This is a genomic window from Ralstonia sp. PBBBR1, assembly GCF_002256165.1.
Taxonomy (GTDB): domain Bacteria; phylum Pseudomonadota; class Gammaproteobacteria; order Burkholderiales; family Burkholderiaceae; genus Ralstonia; species Ralstonia thomasii.
The window spans coordinates 1-14229 of sequence record NZ_NKIL01000018.1 but is presented as its reverse complement, the minus strand read 5'-3'; the positions used below and the strand labels follow the sequence as shown (position 1 = coordinate 14229).

20 protein-coding genes are annotated in these 14229 nt (G+C 60.6%); 6 read left to right on the top strand and 14 right to left on the bottom strand.

Annotation, left to right across the window (positions count from 1 at the left end; translation table 11 throughout):
* Positions 1 to 81 precede the first annotated feature (81 nt).
* The 3 genes from CFE42_RS23340 to CFE42_RS23330 all read left to right on the top strand — a co-directional run bounded on the left by CFE42_RS23340 (position 82) and on the right by CFE42_RS23330 (position 1594).
* Entirely contained in the window at positions 82 to 399 is a 318-nt protein-coding gene (locus CFE42_RS23340; protein WP_223293331.1) for a hypothetical protein, read from the top strand.
* Between the two features lie 153 nt (positions 400 to 552).
* On the top strand, positions 553 to 942 hold the full coding sequence (locus CFE42_RS23335; RefSeq protein WP_009277722.1) for a hypothetical protein: 390 nt from the start codon (positions 553 to 555) through the stop codon (positions 940 to 942).
* Between the two features lie 424 nt (positions 943 to 1366).
* Complete coding sequence (locus tag CFE42_RS23330) at positions 1367 to 1594, top strand: hypothetical protein (protein WP_009242055.1); 228 nt, start codon at positions 1367 to 1369, stop codon at positions 1592 to 1594.
* 274 nt (positions 1595 to 1868) lie between these two features.
* Here the strand turns inward: CFE42_RS23330 and CFE42_RS23325 are convergent, their stop codons facing one another.
* Both CFE42_RS23325 and CFE42_RS23320 read right to left on the bottom strand, forming a co-directional pair.
* Entirely contained in the window at positions 1869 to 2240 is a 372-nt protein-coding gene (locus tag CFE42_RS23325; RefSeq protein ID WP_009242057.1) for a type II toxin-antitoxin system PemK/MazF family toxin, read from the bottom strand.
* Entirely contained in the window at positions 2227 to 2457 is a 231-nt protein-coding gene (locus tag CFE42_RS23320; protein ID WP_012759886.1) for a hypothetical protein, read from the bottom strand. Before CFE42_RS23320 ends, CFE42_RS23325 begins: the two co-directional genes overlap by 14 nt.
* Positions 2458 to 2893: 436 nt before the next feature.
* Here CFE42_RS23320 and CFE42_RS23315 point away from each other — a divergent pair, with 436 nt between their 5' ends.
* A complete protein-coding gene (locus tag CFE42_RS23315; RefSeq protein WP_009242013.1) occupies positions 2894 to 4627 on the top strand; it encodes a phage integrase family protein in 1734 nt (577 codons plus the stop codon).
* A gap of 303 nt (positions 4628 to 4930) precedes the next feature.
* Here the strand turns inward: CFE42_RS23315 and CFE42_RS23310 are convergent, their stop codons facing one another.
* The 10 genes from CFE42_RS23310 to CFE42_RS23265 all read right to left on the bottom strand — a co-directional run bounded on the left by CFE42_RS23310 (position 4931) and on the right by CFE42_RS23265 (position 9590).
* Entirely contained in the window at positions 4931 to 5380 is a 450-nt protein-coding gene (locus CFE42_RS23310; RefSeq protein ID WP_009242014.1) for a hypothetical protein, read from the bottom strand.
* 90 nt (positions 5381 to 5470) lie between these two features.
* Positions 5471 to 5770, bottom strand: a complete 300-nt coding sequence (locus CFE42_RS23305) for a hypothetical protein (protein WP_009242015.1) — start codon at positions 5768 to 5770, stop codon at positions 5471 to 5473.
* A 127-nt stretch (positions 5771 to 5897) separates the two neighbouring features.
* Complete coding sequence (locus CFE42_RS23300; protein ID WP_223293333.1) at positions 5898 to 6110, bottom strand: hypothetical protein; 213 nt, start codon at positions 6108 to 6110, stop codon at positions 5898 to 5900.
* A gap of 82 nt (positions 6111 to 6192) precedes the next feature.
* Positions 6193 to 6621 (bottom strand): hypothetical protein, encoded by a 429-nt coding sequence (locus tag CFE42_RS23295; protein ID WP_009242017.1) that lies wholly within the window; start codon positions 6619 to 6621, stop codon positions 6193 to 6195.
* Positions 6622 to 6699: 78 nt separating this feature from the next.
* Positions 6700 to 7056, bottom strand: coding sequence for a hypothetical protein (locus CFE42_RS23290; RefSeq protein WP_009242018.1), 357 nt, complete (start codon positions 7054 to 7056; stop codon positions 6700 to 6702).
* An 88-nt stretch (positions 7057 to 7144) separates the two neighbouring features.
* Positions 7145 to 7342 carry a hypothetical protein gene (locus CFE42_RS23285; RefSeq protein ID WP_004636900.1) on the bottom strand — a complete coding sequence of 66 codons (198 nt, stop codon included), beginning with the start codon at positions 7340 to 7342 and terminating at the stop codon, positions 7145 to 7147.
* Positions 7343 to 7392: 50 nt separating this feature from the next.
* Positions 7393 to 7698, bottom strand: coding sequence for a hypothetical protein (locus tag CFE42_RS23280; protein WP_009242019.1), 306 nt, complete (start codon positions 7696 to 7698; stop codon positions 7393 to 7395).
* A 51-nt stretch (positions 7699 to 7749) separates the two neighbouring features.
* Positions 7750 to 7989, bottom strand: coding sequence for a plasmid partition protein ParG (locus CFE42_RS23275; protein ID WP_004636903.1), 240 nt, complete (start codon positions 7987 to 7989; stop codon positions 7750 to 7752).
* A gap of 39 nt (positions 7990 to 8028) precedes the next feature.
* The gene (locus CFE42_RS23270) at positions 8029 to 8670 is read right to left on the bottom strand and encodes a division plane positioning ATPase MipZ (protein WP_004636905.1); all 642 of its coding nucleotides are present in this window, start codon (positions 8668 to 8670) and stop codon (positions 8029 to 8031) included.
* A gap of 170 nt (positions 8671 to 8840) precedes the next feature.
* The gene (locus tag CFE42_RS23265) at positions 8841 to 9590 is read right to left on the bottom strand and encodes a transcription elongation protein SprT (protein ID WP_232295873.1); all 750 of its coding nucleotides are present in this window, start codon (positions 9588 to 9590) and stop codon (positions 8841 to 8843) included.
* A 682-nt stretch (positions 9591 to 10272) separates the two neighbouring features.
* Here CFE42_RS23265 and CFE42_RS23260 point away from each other — a divergent pair.
* Entirely contained in the window at positions 10273 to 11028 is a 756-nt protein-coding gene (locus CFE42_RS23260; RefSeq protein WP_009242021.1) for a replication initiation protein, read from the top strand.
* 410 nt (positions 11029 to 11438) lie between these two features.
* Here CFE42_RS23260 and CFE42_RS23255 read toward each other — a convergent pair whose 3' ends face one another.
* A complete protein-coding gene (locus tag CFE42_RS23255; RefSeq protein ID WP_009242022.1) occupies positions 11439 to 11861 on the bottom strand; it encodes a hypothetical protein in 423 nt (140 codons plus the stop codon).
* Positions 11839 to 12522, bottom strand: a complete 684-nt coding sequence (locus CFE42_RS23250) for a hypothetical protein (protein ID WP_223293335.1) — start codon at positions 12520 to 12522, stop codon at positions 11839 to 11841. The genes CFE42_RS23255 and CFE42_RS23250 overlap by 23 nt, the downstream gene beginning before the upstream one ends.
* A 1361-nt stretch (positions 12523 to 13883) precedes the next feature.
* Between CFE42_RS23250 and CFE42_RS23245 the strand changes: the two genes are divergently transcribed.
* On the top strand, positions 13884 to 14229 hold a 346-nt coding region (locus CFE42_RS23245), incomplete at its 3' end, for a hypothetical protein (protein ID WP_296159720.1).

Here is a 14229-nt window from a genome sequence, read left to right as displayed (position 1 = left end):
ATCGAAACCATCCTCAGAGAGACAGGGACCAAGATCGGAGCTCTCGGGGAAGTGGCTGGCGTCTCTAGCGGGACGGCGAGCATGTGGTTAACCGGTCAGATCAAATCTATAAAGCTTCAGTACGCGATAAAAATTCAACGAAAGTACGGCTACAACGCTACCTGGATCGTTCTTGGGGAGGGGCCTAAGACATTGATCCCTCAGTCGAACAACCTGTCGCCCAGCATCCAAGCGCTTGCGCTTCGAGTGGGCGCACTCAGCTCGCAACGTCGAGCCCGCATCGAAAGCATCATCTCTGCGTGTCTTGTCGATGCCGAGCAGTTGGACAAGCTCGAAGCCATCGAACAAGGCTCGAACCCTGTCTTAGCTGCAGAGGGTGCCCGTCGTTTGTCCGAATAGGTGCACTTCTCTGACTGGTCGGTAAGTTCCGCCAGATTTTTTACTCCCCCACGCGCGAGTCGGGTGGCTTCGCGCGTTCGCAAGACATTACCATAATTTCCTATGGACGCGAAGCCGCATTTATTATGGTGGGTAGCACGCTAGCTTCATGAGATGCCTCTCTATGAACGAATGCAACTCATACGCAGCGAGACCGCTGTTTCAGTCGCTGCCATTGCCAATGCTGCCGGCGTTTCTAAAGCGCTGGTAGAGCATTGGCTGAGCGGCCATGTCCAAAAAATTAGACTGGAGCATGCCATTGGCATCCAAGATAGATACGGGTACAACGCTATCTGGATTGTGCTTGGCCGAGGCCCTAGGGAGCTCTCCACGTCGTCCATTTCGGACCTGCGCGAGGAGGTCCAAAGTTTCGCCCGCCGGGCCGCAAAGCTAAGCCCAGCAAGCTTTGCCAAGCTCAAAGGGCATCTGGCAGACTACGAAAAAGTGGATGCGTACGATGCGGCAGCGATCGCCGCTACCAAGGACTTGATAAACGCCGCCTAGTGCGGGTGAAGTAACCCCATACTGCCTAAACTGGAAAGTTTACAACAATTGGTTCTCGCCACCGCGACCCCCCATTAGGAGGGTTTTCTTTCATACGGACTCAATTGCAAAAAAGAGTCAACGAATATTTTCCGTTGTCGAAGAACAACAAATACATTGATATTAAAAAATATCAATTCTGATTTTCATGGTGTTTAATTCTGCGCATGTCGGATACTCCCTGATTTGCGCAAATGAATATGGCGCACTTAATCGGAGCGCTACAGCTTAATCTAGCCTAGCTGACATCGACTCCAGCCTGCTGGCCTACGTCGCTGTGGGAACGTGTCGGCTGCTGCCGCCACTCGCCCACCTGCTGGCGGGCGCCCGGAAGGCGATAACTCAATTAAGTTGAGTAAATACACACCAGAAAAGGAGCTGCCAATTGGAACAGCAAAAAGAGCCCAGCCTTGTCCCCGTCCTGGCCGTGATTGGCGCCCTACTCGTCGCAGCGTTGCTCGCAGCCCTCTACTACCGCAGCATAGAAGCGCAGAAGGCTCGTGACCGGGAAATCGCCGCCAGCCTTGCCAGGCAAAAGCAGGCTGAAGAGATCAACCGCCAGGAACAGGCCGTCATCAAGAAAGCCCCGCCACTGAAGCTGCTGCGCGACTGACGCAACCCCAGCTCAACTGAGCTGAGGGTTCGAGTGCCTCAGTCGATCAAGCGCAGTTGGCCGCGACGCTCTAGCTGCTCGCGGTCGTCCTGGTCGCTGCAGGGCTTTGCCCGCAGACGGGAGGTGCCGCAAAACGTGCAGGTCCAGGTATCGGCCGCCTGGCCGGCATCGAATGGAGTGAGCTGAACGGTAGCGCGAACGTGATCGCGCAGGACACCGCAGGTGGTGCAGCCGATCCAACGTGTGGCGCCTTGCACAGTGCCGCGGCTGACCGTCATAGATTCATCAGAAGCCGCAGCGCATCTTCCACGCGGCGCAGCTGATTCGTGTTCAGCGTCGTGATGGGCTTGTCGCCCATCAGGCGGTCGTTCGAGATCGCGCGGATCTGGTCGATCAGCAGATCGGTCGCCTCGTCGACGGCCTGGCCCGGCAGGCGGCCCAGCGCGACGCGCAGCGGGAAGCAGTCCTCGCGCTCAACGTCCGAGGTGCCCGGGATGACGATGGTGGTCGCGTGGCCAGCATCGTTGAGCAGGTTGGTCTGAATGACAAGAGCCGGGCGGTTGCGCTTGCCCGGCTCCTGCTTGTGGGTCTGCGGCTCGAAATCGACGGCCCAGACCTGGCCGCGTTTGACTTTAGGCGAGGCCATCGGCGATCGAGCCCTCGATGGCTTGGTTTTCCGCCAGATGCTTGGCCGACAGCTTGCGCGACAGCGCAGCGATGCGCTCGGCCATCATGCGCTCGTTCTTCTCGCGCACGGCTTCGCGGATGTAGTCGGAACTCTTCAGGCCGGCCTGCTCGGCCAGCGCGCGCGTCTCGGTGACAAAAGCGTCGCCGGCGCGGAAAGACAGGGTGTGGGCTTGCATGTTTCCCTCCATGGGCATGTCCTGACCGAATATTAGCAGAAAACGTAATACGAAGATGTAAGACAAAAACGCATACGCTTGGTTCGCCCCTTGCCGATAAATGCTATTATCGGCATGGCGTTTTAGCCGCAAAAGCGGGGTTTTGCAGAAAATAGGTCGTAATTTTTGTGTCGCTTAGATCACACGATAAGTGTGCACCGGAGGCACCGCATGAAGATGAACGGCCGTTACGGCCCCCTTCACCCCCAAGCCGGAACAGGCGCCGCACTACCGCAAGCGGCAGCGACGACAGGAAGCGGCCGGTCGCTTTCTACGACGAGATCCACTACGCGCTGCGCTACAGCGGTTGCTGTTTGCCCGAGTGCGAGGCCCAGCTGGAGCAACGCGAGCGCGCGAGCGAAGAAGATTCAGGCACGCCAATTGAGTAGGTGAGTTGATGAAAAACTCAAATCAAGCCATCGATGTAACCCGTGCCCAGTACGCCGCCATACGCGCCTGGCTGCAGGGCGTGGCGGCGGTCGACGTGGCCGACCGTTGGCTGTCGGCCGATCCCGACATCGAGTGGACGGAAAGCCTGGCCCTGCGTGCGCTACGCGCGATTCGCGCCACGCTCGCGCAGCTGGCGCTGCGTCATGAACAGGAAGCGCTGGCCAGCCTGTTGGCCACCGGGCCGCGCTCAACCACGGCGTTGAACCAGGTGCTCGCAGGCCTGCGGCGCCTGGAAGAATTGGGTACGCCGGCACCGGCGACCAAGCACGACGTGCGTTTGTGGTTTGCTGCACCACTGGCACGCCGGCTGCAGGCCGCCGGCGTGGCCACGCTGGGCGAGCTGATGACGCTGGCCAACGATCTGGGCCGAGCCTGGTGGCGCCGTGTGCCACGCATCGGCCCGGCCGCTGCGGCGACCATTGTGCGCACCCTGGCTACAGCTGAAGCGACACTAGGGCGCCTGGGCGCCCACGTCACTGGCGTATCGTTGCCTGCCGCGCTCCCCTCGCCCGAGCTCGTGCCGCACGCCGGGCGCGCGGTGCCGCTCGAAGCGATCCGCCTGCCGGCGGCCCTCGATGGCCGCGCCGGCATCAACCGGGGCGACATCAACCGCTGCCGCATCGACGCACTCAACGACTACCAGGCAATCCAGACCTGGTTGTCGCTGTGGCCAGCCGGTGGTCACACCTGGCGCGCGTATCGCAAGGAAGCGGAACGCTGCTTGGCCTGGGCCATCCTGGAGCGCGGCAAGGCCTTCAGCGATCTGCTGACCGATGATTGCCTGGCGTACCGAGCCTTCTTGGCACAGAAGGATTTCGGGCCACGCTGGAGCGGGCCGCAGGTCGCACGCACACTGCCGGGCTGGCGGCCGTTCCAAGGGCCGCTGTCGACGCGCAGCCGCGCCTATGCTGAGCAGGTCCTGGCGGCCCTATGCGAGTGGCTGGTTGGCCGCCGCTATCTGGACTCGAACCCATGGGACGGCATGCCAGCGCTGCGCGTGGCTGCACTCGATATCGACATCGAGCGCGCGGTGCCGCCGGCGGTCTGGCAAGCGCTGCAGCCATGGCTAGACGCGCAGGCCGCCGATGACGTGCGCTGGCGCACCATCCGCGCCGCCGTGTTGCTGTTGCACGATTCCGGCATGCGTGTGTTCGAGGCCGCCGGCGCCGAACGATCGGGCCTGCGGCCCGCCGGCGGCGATGGCCCGCTGTGGGGCGAGCTACGCATCGTCGGCAAGCGAACCAAAACGCGGATGGTGCCAATCAGCCGCCGCGCACATGACGCCCTGGTGGCGCACTGGCGAGATCTGGGGGACGAACACGCTGCAGAGGGCCCGCTGCTGGCACCTGCCGAGCCCTGCACCAGCCCGCGTGCGCTGGCCAAGGCCGCCGACGGCCGCCGCGGCTACAGCGACCGAGGGCTGCGCCACCTGGTCACTCGCGCCGGCGAGGCTTTCCGTGCGCACCTGGAGCAAACCGACCCAGATCTACGCGCCCAGGCAATCCATCTGCATCCCCATGCGTTCCGGCACGCTTTCGGCACTGCGGGCGCCGAGGCCGGCGTGCCGCTCGATGTGAGGCAAAGCTACCTGGGGCACGCCTCGCCTGCGACTTCGGCGATCTACGACAAGGCCGGCGCCCGCCGGCGCCAACGCGAAGTCGCCAAGCTGTTCAGCGTCTAGCGTCGGGAGTGTCCGCGCCTGGTTAGAGCCGCTAGGGGTCCCCCTGGGGGACATGGAGAGGGTTGCGAGGATCTGGGAGACTGTCGCGCGGCCAGCGCGCCTCGCGGGACCGAGCAGCGGGGATGACCACCAAGTTGTGCCCATGGCCACCAGCACCAGGCAGACCTCCCCTCTGCAAGCTCGCTTTTTGGCCGCGCTGGTGTTCGGAAGAGTCATCTTGTGCCGGCACGCCGGCAAATGAAAAAGCGAGAGGGGGAAACCCTCTCGCTTGGTGCTGCGTCGGCACAGAGCCAACTCCACGTGTTAAAACGCGAGCTCGCTATCACCAACGGGTGCATCGGACTTGGGCGGTGCGATGTCGAGCGAAATACGCGGCGTATTGTCCGCATTTCGCGCGCGACGACCGTACACCTTCAGTCGCGGAGCAGCTTCCCATTCTTCCTTCGTGTATTCATTCTTCACGTCGGGAGTCATGGGCAGAACGATCAGATAACCCGTGTAATCGGGCGACTTGGCGTTCTTCTTCTCGGTGTTGCGGAAAAGCCGACCCGAGAAGTGCTGCTGCCCCCTTGCACCCACCGCCAGGTCCAGGAACTGACTTTCACCACTCTCGGCATCCTTCAGGAAGGCTGCCAGCGGGATCTGCGTATCTTCGAGCTTGATGGAGCCCGAGAACAGCGGACCATTTTCAGTGCGGCGATCGTCGGAAACCGGGAACAGGACGGCAGTGGTCTTGGTAGCTGCATTCAACATGATGAACCTCCTTCAAAGGTAAAAGAGGCCATCCGTGGAGCGTCGTTAGACGACCCACGAATGGCAGGACGTCTAAAGACAGGTTCCAGTCTATGGAGCACTTTTGCAGGATGCAAGAAGATTTTTCGGGCGCCCTATTCCCTGTGTTTTCCACGGCAGCGGGTGCATGATGAAGAATCGATCCAGCGCGGGCAGGTCGTCGTCATCGAGCAAATTGCTCAGTCGCACATAAGTGCTGCCGCTTCCAAAGTACACCCGCACGTCCAGCTCGTCCTCCTCGATGCGGACGACTTTCTCCGGCGCAGCGCCCTCGTTGAGGCGCAAGTACACGTTATCCCCGGCGGTGATACTTGCCTTCAGGACTGCGATCTGTTCTACGCTCCATTTCATGCGATCAATCCTCTATGGTTACCGGTCGTGCGGGGCACTCGCGCGCCATCGTTTTTTTCCAATGTGTGGGTGTCTGAATGGCCTGCCGGCCCCCCGTGGATAGGTACACCCGCAGTTCGATGTTTTCCTAGTCGATGACAGCCGGATAGACGAAATCTGCGTCCGGCGTGAATTCGTATGGTGTCGGGTCGCCCTCGAACAGGACGTAACCCTCCACACCCTTCTCTCGGAGCAGTTTGACCGCGCGTCGCGTGTTCGCGACGACGAACTCATCAATGACACCTGGGTCGACGGGCTTGCCGCCGCTCGATGCCCCGTCACCCCTGATTAGACAAGTCATGTCTTTTCCAGAGCCGACCTTTCGTCCGAAAATTTGGTTCTTCATCGTGACCCTTCCGCAATTACTCACACAGTGGCTCGCGTCAGCGCGTTTTGACCTGCGCTCGCACTGTTGCAATGTGTTCGGGTTGAACAGCGAACTCGGCGTACTCCAGCTCCAAAAATTTCATCATCGCAACGATGCGGTGGCGGCCGTCCGTCAGACTTGCTCGTCCCTGCTCCACGCCCATCCACGGTGTGTAGCACCAGCCTTCGCTTAAATCCCGCCGAACACGACTCCACCGCGCCGGATTGAGGTTCAACTGCTCGTTGTCCGGCAACGTTGCGAGGGCGGCGCGCAGATCTATGGTGACGATCTCAAAACTGTGGCACAGCGGAGGAACCCGAAATTCAAGATCACGTGTCGGGTAATCATGCTTCAAGCAAGGTGGCATGTCCGCCATCGTCTTAAACCGATACCACTCGTCGCCGATCGTCTCGTCGCCTGCAGCGAATCTCATGTAAAAGTACATCGACACGCCTGCAGGAACTGGCGGCAATCTTTTTACTGGCATTGTTCAGCCCTTCTTCCGGTTCTTGCACGCAGCTGGTCACTGTTGCACTGTTCGTTCGCGCAGATAGTAGAGGTATACAAGGCTGATGGGCGCCAGGAAAACGGCCAAGCACCAGCACGCCATCATGGTGGCTAGCTTCCCCAGCGACACCCAGAGAACGCCCAGCATGAACTTGGTATCCCCCATGATGAAGCCCCAAACTCGTTCATAGAGGAACCGTGCATACGGGTACAGCAGGGTGTTTACCACGGCGAGTAGGAACATCCCACCGCTGCCGGGCTGGTGATTCACCTGGGCGAGCAACATGAGCGGGAAAATCAGGGCAAAGCAAAGGTGGCGCAGGTAGTACGGAAGCGTCAGCCCACCGAGCGACTTTTCGATTACGGCATACATTTCATCCTCCATCCATCTGGTTGTCATTGGCGAGGTTCGACAGGCACTCGCAAATCCTGATCCTCCAGGATGCCCGGCCCATCTCTATCTAGCGATTGTCCTTGACGCCAGCAGCAACAAGCCGCTCTGCGTCATTGGCAGACAAGACTGCTCTTGCCGCCCCATATGCGAACACAGGTCCCATCGGGTGACCGCCTTCGATGGAAACCTTAGAAAAGTCCACGCAGAAGGTCACGCTATCGAGAATGAGCGTGTTGGGCGGATGAATTCCGAGATCCTTAACCATTTTCTTGTCCTCTTTTCGTTATGCCGGCGCTGCCGGCGTTCCCCAGGGAATCACTGACCTTCTTCGGATACCAGTTCCGGTCGCCACTCCCTGACAATGGCCTCAAATTGCGAGCCATAGCCCAAGGTGTCCGGATAGTGGTTGTTCCGTGCGGCATAGCCAAACACGACCACCACGTCTTCCACGATCTCGTCGTCGAGCCCCCAGGCCACGGTGATATCGAACCCACCGCATTGGCCCGGGTTCCACCATGCCAACAGAAAGTCGGCGACACGTCGGCTCTGCCCGCTGTCGCGCATCGCGTGTGCGATCAGGCGTTCCAGGGCGGCTCGTTCAGCATCCGTCATCTTGGCCATGTCTTTCTCATGAGTTGAGTTATTGAGTTAAGCCATTGAGTTGCGCATCAGCTAACTGATTTCCTTGCGGATCAGACCACGCACGAGATCTGCGATGGAAATGCCCGCCTCAACTGCTCGCATCTTCAAACGCCGATGTTCGTCCGGGTCCAGGTCGAAGTTCACGCGCACGGGCTTAAGGGGCCGGTTTCCGACCTGCGACTGGACCATCGCAGCGCCGCCGACAAATTCGTCCCTCGACACCGGCTTACCGGCATCGGAACTCTTGGTGGCAATCTTGAATTTACTCATTTGCGTAACTCAAAAGAGTTGTTACTTAAACACTCACGCCTACGCGGCGACCTCAAAGAATTCCTGGGCGAGCAGCTGGATCTCGGCGCACGCCTGGGAATTACTCAACTCAACCACTCCATTTCCGTTGAGTAACGCATCACGGTAGACCTTTCGGTCGCGGATGATGGTGTCCGCGAGTTCGAGCTGATCGAACTGGCTTAGCGCCTCGCGCGCGTCGTCCACCTCTCGAATCGTCGGATTGGAGGGCGCCATCGACAGCACCGCGAAGGCCTTCAGGTCGGGATTCAGGCCTCGGGCCAAGCTGACTAACTCGTTGACCTTCGGCAGCGTCTCCAGATCGGCCTGGCTGGCGCGGGTAGGCACCAGCAACAGGTTGGAAACAGCCATTGCCGACCGCATTTCGCGGGAATCGCGGCCGCCGGCATCTACCACAATCACCTGGTAGCGCCGCGATAAATCGCGCAGCGTCGCCGCGACATCGCCCGTCCGCTGGATACACGGCACCGCTGGGCCGATACCGGCTTCGTCGCGTCGTTCGGAAAACCGAGCGCATGTCGCTTGGCCATCGGTATCGACCAGGACAACATCGACATTCTGGCGAACCAGATGCACGGCGATGTTGCTGGCAATGGTGGACTTCCCCGTACCGCCCTTCTCTGCTGCCACAAGCACGATCATACTCACATCATCACCTCATTTGAGTTGAGTAACAGAGTTAAGTATAAGAGTAACGCATCACTTTATCAACTCATTTGAGTTGATGAGTTGCGCCGATGCGTCACTCTTTTGAGTTAAGTTTTTAAGTGCCTCAACCACATTGATGCGCTGAGTTGAGTTTTTACGCGGAGCTAGTCCTGGCCATCGTCCTGCGCGCACACGGCCATGGCGCCATGCTTGGGGCAGAGGGGCGCCCCGACGAGATCTAGCCACTTCCGAGAAGTCCGGGCCGTGTAGCCGCAGCTGCCGCACTTGCACTTGATGTGCCGCCGCGTCTGTTTCTTCGGCGCCGTCGTCTTGATCCCTGGCGCCTCGCCATCGTCCGAGCTATCTGCGTCTGGCCTGGTCCGCAAGCGCGCATGCGGCAGTGGCCCGGCGTCGTCCAGGATTGGCGTGACGCTTTCCTCAAAGCGCGGGCCGGCCGTCGTTGATCGCATCGGACCCTTCAGGCCAATCCCGACCGCAACATCCCGAAAGGGCTTGCGGTGGCCAGCATCGAGGCCGACCGCGGCGTGCACGAGCTCGTGCGCAAGGATCGCGGCGACTTGCATGGGCATCAGGTCGGCCGACTCCACCAGGTCAGGCCGGATGAAGATCTCGAAGTGTGCATCTTCGCTGCAGCTGGTGTCCCAGCACTCGCCAATCCGCTTACCGCGCTGGCCTGTCGACGTGAATCCGATGGCGATCCGAATCCGACCAGGCAGCGGGGCATCGAGCGCTGCGAACATTGGCGCCATGCGGCGCGCAACATGGTTCAACCAGGCTTCACGATTGGCATGGCGCATCAGCTTCCCCCTCCCGATGGAATGTGTCGCCATTATCGCGATGAGTGCGTGTACACGCTCTATATTTTTCACTCCGAGCGCTTTTTTGGACCACATCGACCCATCCAGGACACCCCGGAGGGTCAACCAGTCCGAAAAAAACGCTCTGAGCGCCCGTATACGCGTCCTAGAGCCCTCGCGGTGGCCAACCCGACCCTCTCTCTGCCAGCAACGTGCTTTGGATGAGCGGAAAGGTGTTTGCGCGCGCCGTCGCGCCCGGATTGAGGCGCCCGGGGACCCCCGCCGAAGGCGTGGGGAGAGCGCCGACCCGGCGTAGCCGGGGCAATCCGGCTCTGCGGTTGTGCTGGCGATCGGGGCAGTCAAGCGCGCTTGCGCGCGTGATAGCCCCGCGTGCGGGGCGTAGATGAACAACCCTCACGGGTGGGCGCGAAGCGCCCGGGTGGGGTTAAAGGCCGCGGTGAAGCGGTTATCCACAGGCAAGCCTCGCACGCGTGTTTTTGGTTTACGTTTTACCGTTTTTAAATCGTTTTAGGCGGCGTAACTCATTGATTTAACGCGGGAAAAATGGCCTCGTTGGGCCTTTTCCCGGGTCTATTGGGCCTTTTTCCGGGCGCAAAGTGGTCATTTTCCGGGTTACTAGGTCTTTTTCCGGGTGCTGTCCACAGGCGTATTGGGACATTTTCCGGGCACCATCCACAGGTGGCACACAACAGTTGTTGACCCAATACGCTGATTGGGCTATGTTTGTTGGTGTCCCAATACCCCGGAAGATGACCCAATGTTAGTCGAGGAAGACAAGCCGGTCGCGTACAGCGAGCCGGCGCTGGCCGAGCGCAACGTCACCATGAGCAACGCGCTCACGCGGGCAGCACACAGCCTGACGCTTGCCGAAAAGCGGTTAATTGCAGCGTGCATCGCAAAGAACGACTCGATCCCGTTTGTCGAGCTGCGAAGGGAAGGCGCCTGGCGGGTGCGGCTCTCTGCGGCCGAGTACGCCGAGGCCTTCGGCGTGGATGCCAACACGGCATACGAGCAGCTGCAGGGGGCTAGCGACAGCCTGTTCAACCGCTACGTGCGCACGGTGCGGGAAACCCGCAGAGGGCCGGAGGAATTCAAGTTCCGCTGGGTGGGTAGTGCGAAGTATCACAAGGGCGAGGGCTGGATCGAGCTGGTCTGGTTCCAGGAAGTGGTGCCGCACCTGTTCGGCTTGCGCCAGGAATTCACGACCTACAAGCTGCGCCAGGCGGCCGCTCTGCGCTCGGTCTACGCCTGGCGCCTGTTCGAGTGCTTCAAGTCCTGGGCGGCCACCGGCCGATACACGCCGACGATCGAGGAATTTCATCGGGCAATGGATGCGTCCGAAAGCCAGCGCAAGAACTTCAAGGATCTGCGCCGGCGCGTCATCGAGCCGGCCGTGAAGGAGCTGCGGGAGAAAAACGGCCTGCACATCGAATGGGAACCCGAGACGGCCGGTCGCAAAGTCGTCAAGCTGGACTTCCGGTTTCGCGTCTCGCCCCAAGGGGCGCTTTTCTGACAGGCGGCGGCCCAGGTGCCGCCGACTTCACCCGGAAAATGTCCCAATAGCCGTGTCCCGGTCGGAGCAAGGGCGGCGAGCCGACGCCGGCCGTACGCATCCACACGCCCGAACCACCCCGGAAAATGTCCCAATAGGCCTCCGCAGCAACGGAGAGGCAGCTGCTGCTGACCGTCAGGTCAGCGGCAACTGCCGATTGCACCCAACCCGGAAAATGTCCCAATGGCTTGTCCCAGTAGTTCGGCCAGAAGGTTAGCGAGGGCTTGCTGCAGTTTCCGGGTTGCCCCCGGCGACACGGAAAATGTCCCAATACAACCCTGCCGAGACCCAGATCGACGTGGCCAGCGTGCCGCTGGCCACGTCGGGCGCAGCGGACCGGAACCCGGAAAATGTCCCAATAGATTGTCGGCCTAGCCGGATTGCTTCTCGCTGCTGGGACCGAACCTGACTCCGTTTTGCAATTCGGCCAGTTGCTGCGCCCGGCGTTCGAGCATCTTCTTTCCGACCTTCTCCATGACGGCAGGATCGGCGTCGCAGACGTCGATCATGGCGCTGACGATTTCCGGCAGATCGATGACCGGCCGGATGAAGGTGCACTCCTTCATCCGCCGCTTGGCGCGCAGGAAGCTGTCGTGAAAGATCAGCACCGCCTTGACCCCAGGCGTTTTCTCCTTGGCCTTGGGCACAATCTTGCGCACGCCAAACGCCTCCGATTCGTCGTCGGCCTCCCACTCAGCGCGAGTAAAGACGACGGTATCAGGCTCGGCCGCCCCATCGTGAATCGGGGGAAGTACAACGAGCGCGTCGTTGTCATGCGGCTTCTGATTGTCCATGCTTCATTTCCTCCTGGTCCTTGAACCAATCGATGACGGTGTAATCGTCGTCGGCGACACGCCGAACGTAGGGTAGGGCGGCCGGCAAGATGAGCGCGGCCGGATCTCGGCCGGCGCGCTCCCACTCCCTGGCGAGAGTAGCGACCAACTTGCCGACCTGGACGCGGGTTGCGCCAAAGCCTGGTGTCTTGAACAGCGATTGGATCACCGCCTGCACCTCTTGCTCCGCCCGCGGCGAGCGGGCGAGTTGCCGGACGGCAGCGCGCCAGGTGTCAAAGCGCTGGTTGGTCATCCGCCAAGTCAGGCGGACGCCGCCGCCATGATTCCGATCGCGTGGCAGCCGCAGGAGTTCGTAGTCGTCCACGCGGATGCGCGTGGACGACTCCAGCGCATCGCGTAGCGGCTCCATCTGCCTGGCCGGGTGGTCACCATCGGACACGAGCAAGAACCAGTGCAGGGTCCCGTTCTTGGCCAGGTCGGCAAGGATCAGCCGGGCATTGCCCTTGCCAAGCCGCTTGCGGTAGGCGCGTTGGTCGCGGTTCAGCGCGACCTCATAGCGTTCCGCGAACTTTTGGCAGAACGCCAATGCCTTCTCGGCCGGAACTTGTGCGGCCGTGTAATGGCAATAGCCATGCCGGACAGAATCCAACAGGCGTTGCATTAGGAGCGTCTTGTATCGGATGACCAAAAAAGTTGTCGGGCGCATGCACAAAAAGAGAGCGTGTACACGCTCTTATCTAGCGATCCACCGGAACGGTCTGACGACCATTCCGGCGGATCGATTCCAACATAATAAAAATCCAACCCAGGCAAAGGAATCCAGTCAGTTGGAACGCACCGCGTTCCAACCTGATTATAAGAGATTCCGCGCGAAGCGCGTGCGGCCAACATATCACGCTACAATGTGATTGCTGACCGCCACAAGCGGCCCACGCGCGCAAGCATCACCTGCGTTGCCGAGGCCGCCACAAGCGGCCAGCAACGCAGCACGAGGGCGACCAACCCTTTGCAGTACGCAGTACAGGACCGGTCGCCCGAAGTGGTAATTGCGCGCGAGCGAAATTACACGGATTGGGGGCAGACCACCGCGACGTTTTGGGGGCTGACCATCCCCAAAATTCCACTCACTTCACACGAAGCTGTAAGGCTCTAGATGCGGGCTTACCACCTGCGTCGAGTACGCCGAAGTCGTATGCGCGTAATGGCGCTGGTACGACTACGACGAGCGCTGGACGGTGTAACTCCGTCCTTCGACTCAATCCCCGGGAGGGGCGAGTTTGGGCGACACGGAAACGGGCTCAGCGAGGAAATGCGCTGAGTTCCTGTGTAGCGTGAAAGCGGTAGACGGTGGCTGTCTGCACCGTCGTTAGCACCGCCCAGGGGCTGCGGGAGACCGTAGAACCTGTGCCACACACGTAGGCTGCTGAGGCGTTCCGAAAGGGCGCAGGCGTGCAAGGGGAAACCTGGCGCACGCGGCACCTACCGGCGCAAGCTGGTGGGGTCGCTGTATAGCTTAAGCGTGTAAATGCGGCCGAAGAGGTCGCTATGTGGTGGGGCATCAAGCCTGTCTGAAGACGAAGCTGTTGAAGGCACAACAGGTAAGCGAGCCGCTTTGGAATCTCGGGCCGCTGAAAACCTAATGGGTGAGAGGGAACACCTCACTGTTGTTGCTGGAGGCGCAGGCGTGAAGTCCTGGCGCGCAGTTTGGCGTCAGTAGCGTTGCACTAACGTGGGAATCGCTAAGGCCATAACCGGGCTGGTAACCCGGTGGCTATGCGAGGGAGAGTGGTTGAGTAGGGCCGCGTGGCGCAAGCCACGTAGCTGTTTGTCGCGATTCGTCTGAAGCGCAAACAGCAGGCGCAAGCCTGTCCGAAAGACTGCGGCGTACGCAAGTGTGAAGTTAGCGGGGTGGTTCCCGCGGTGGTTGTTGGAACGGGCGCGGCTGGTACCCGCGCCCGGACCGAATGGGTAATTCGGTGTCCTCCAACGTGTAATTGAACCCTTGAAAAAGGAGCTACGAAGATGGCAATTGCCAACACCCGGCCGGGCGGATACCCGGCATCGGCAACGGCACCGCCTAGCGGTGCCGGCGTCAGTCTGCAAGCCAGCGCAGTGAGCTGGAGTCAAACCGATAGCAGTTGGATCGGCAGGCAGTTCGGTCGCCCGTATGGGGCCGGTGGCAGCAAAAACGACAGTCCACCATGGCTGTCTCGGCACGCTGATCGCGGTTGGATCAGCGGTCAAATCAGTCCCGCCGTATGGACTGATTGCAGTACAGCAGTGGGCGCCTCGGCGCCGAAAAGTCAACCCGGCAGCAATCAGGCCGGTGGGAATGGCAGCGATGTTTTCGCTGTCGGCAAACAGTGGT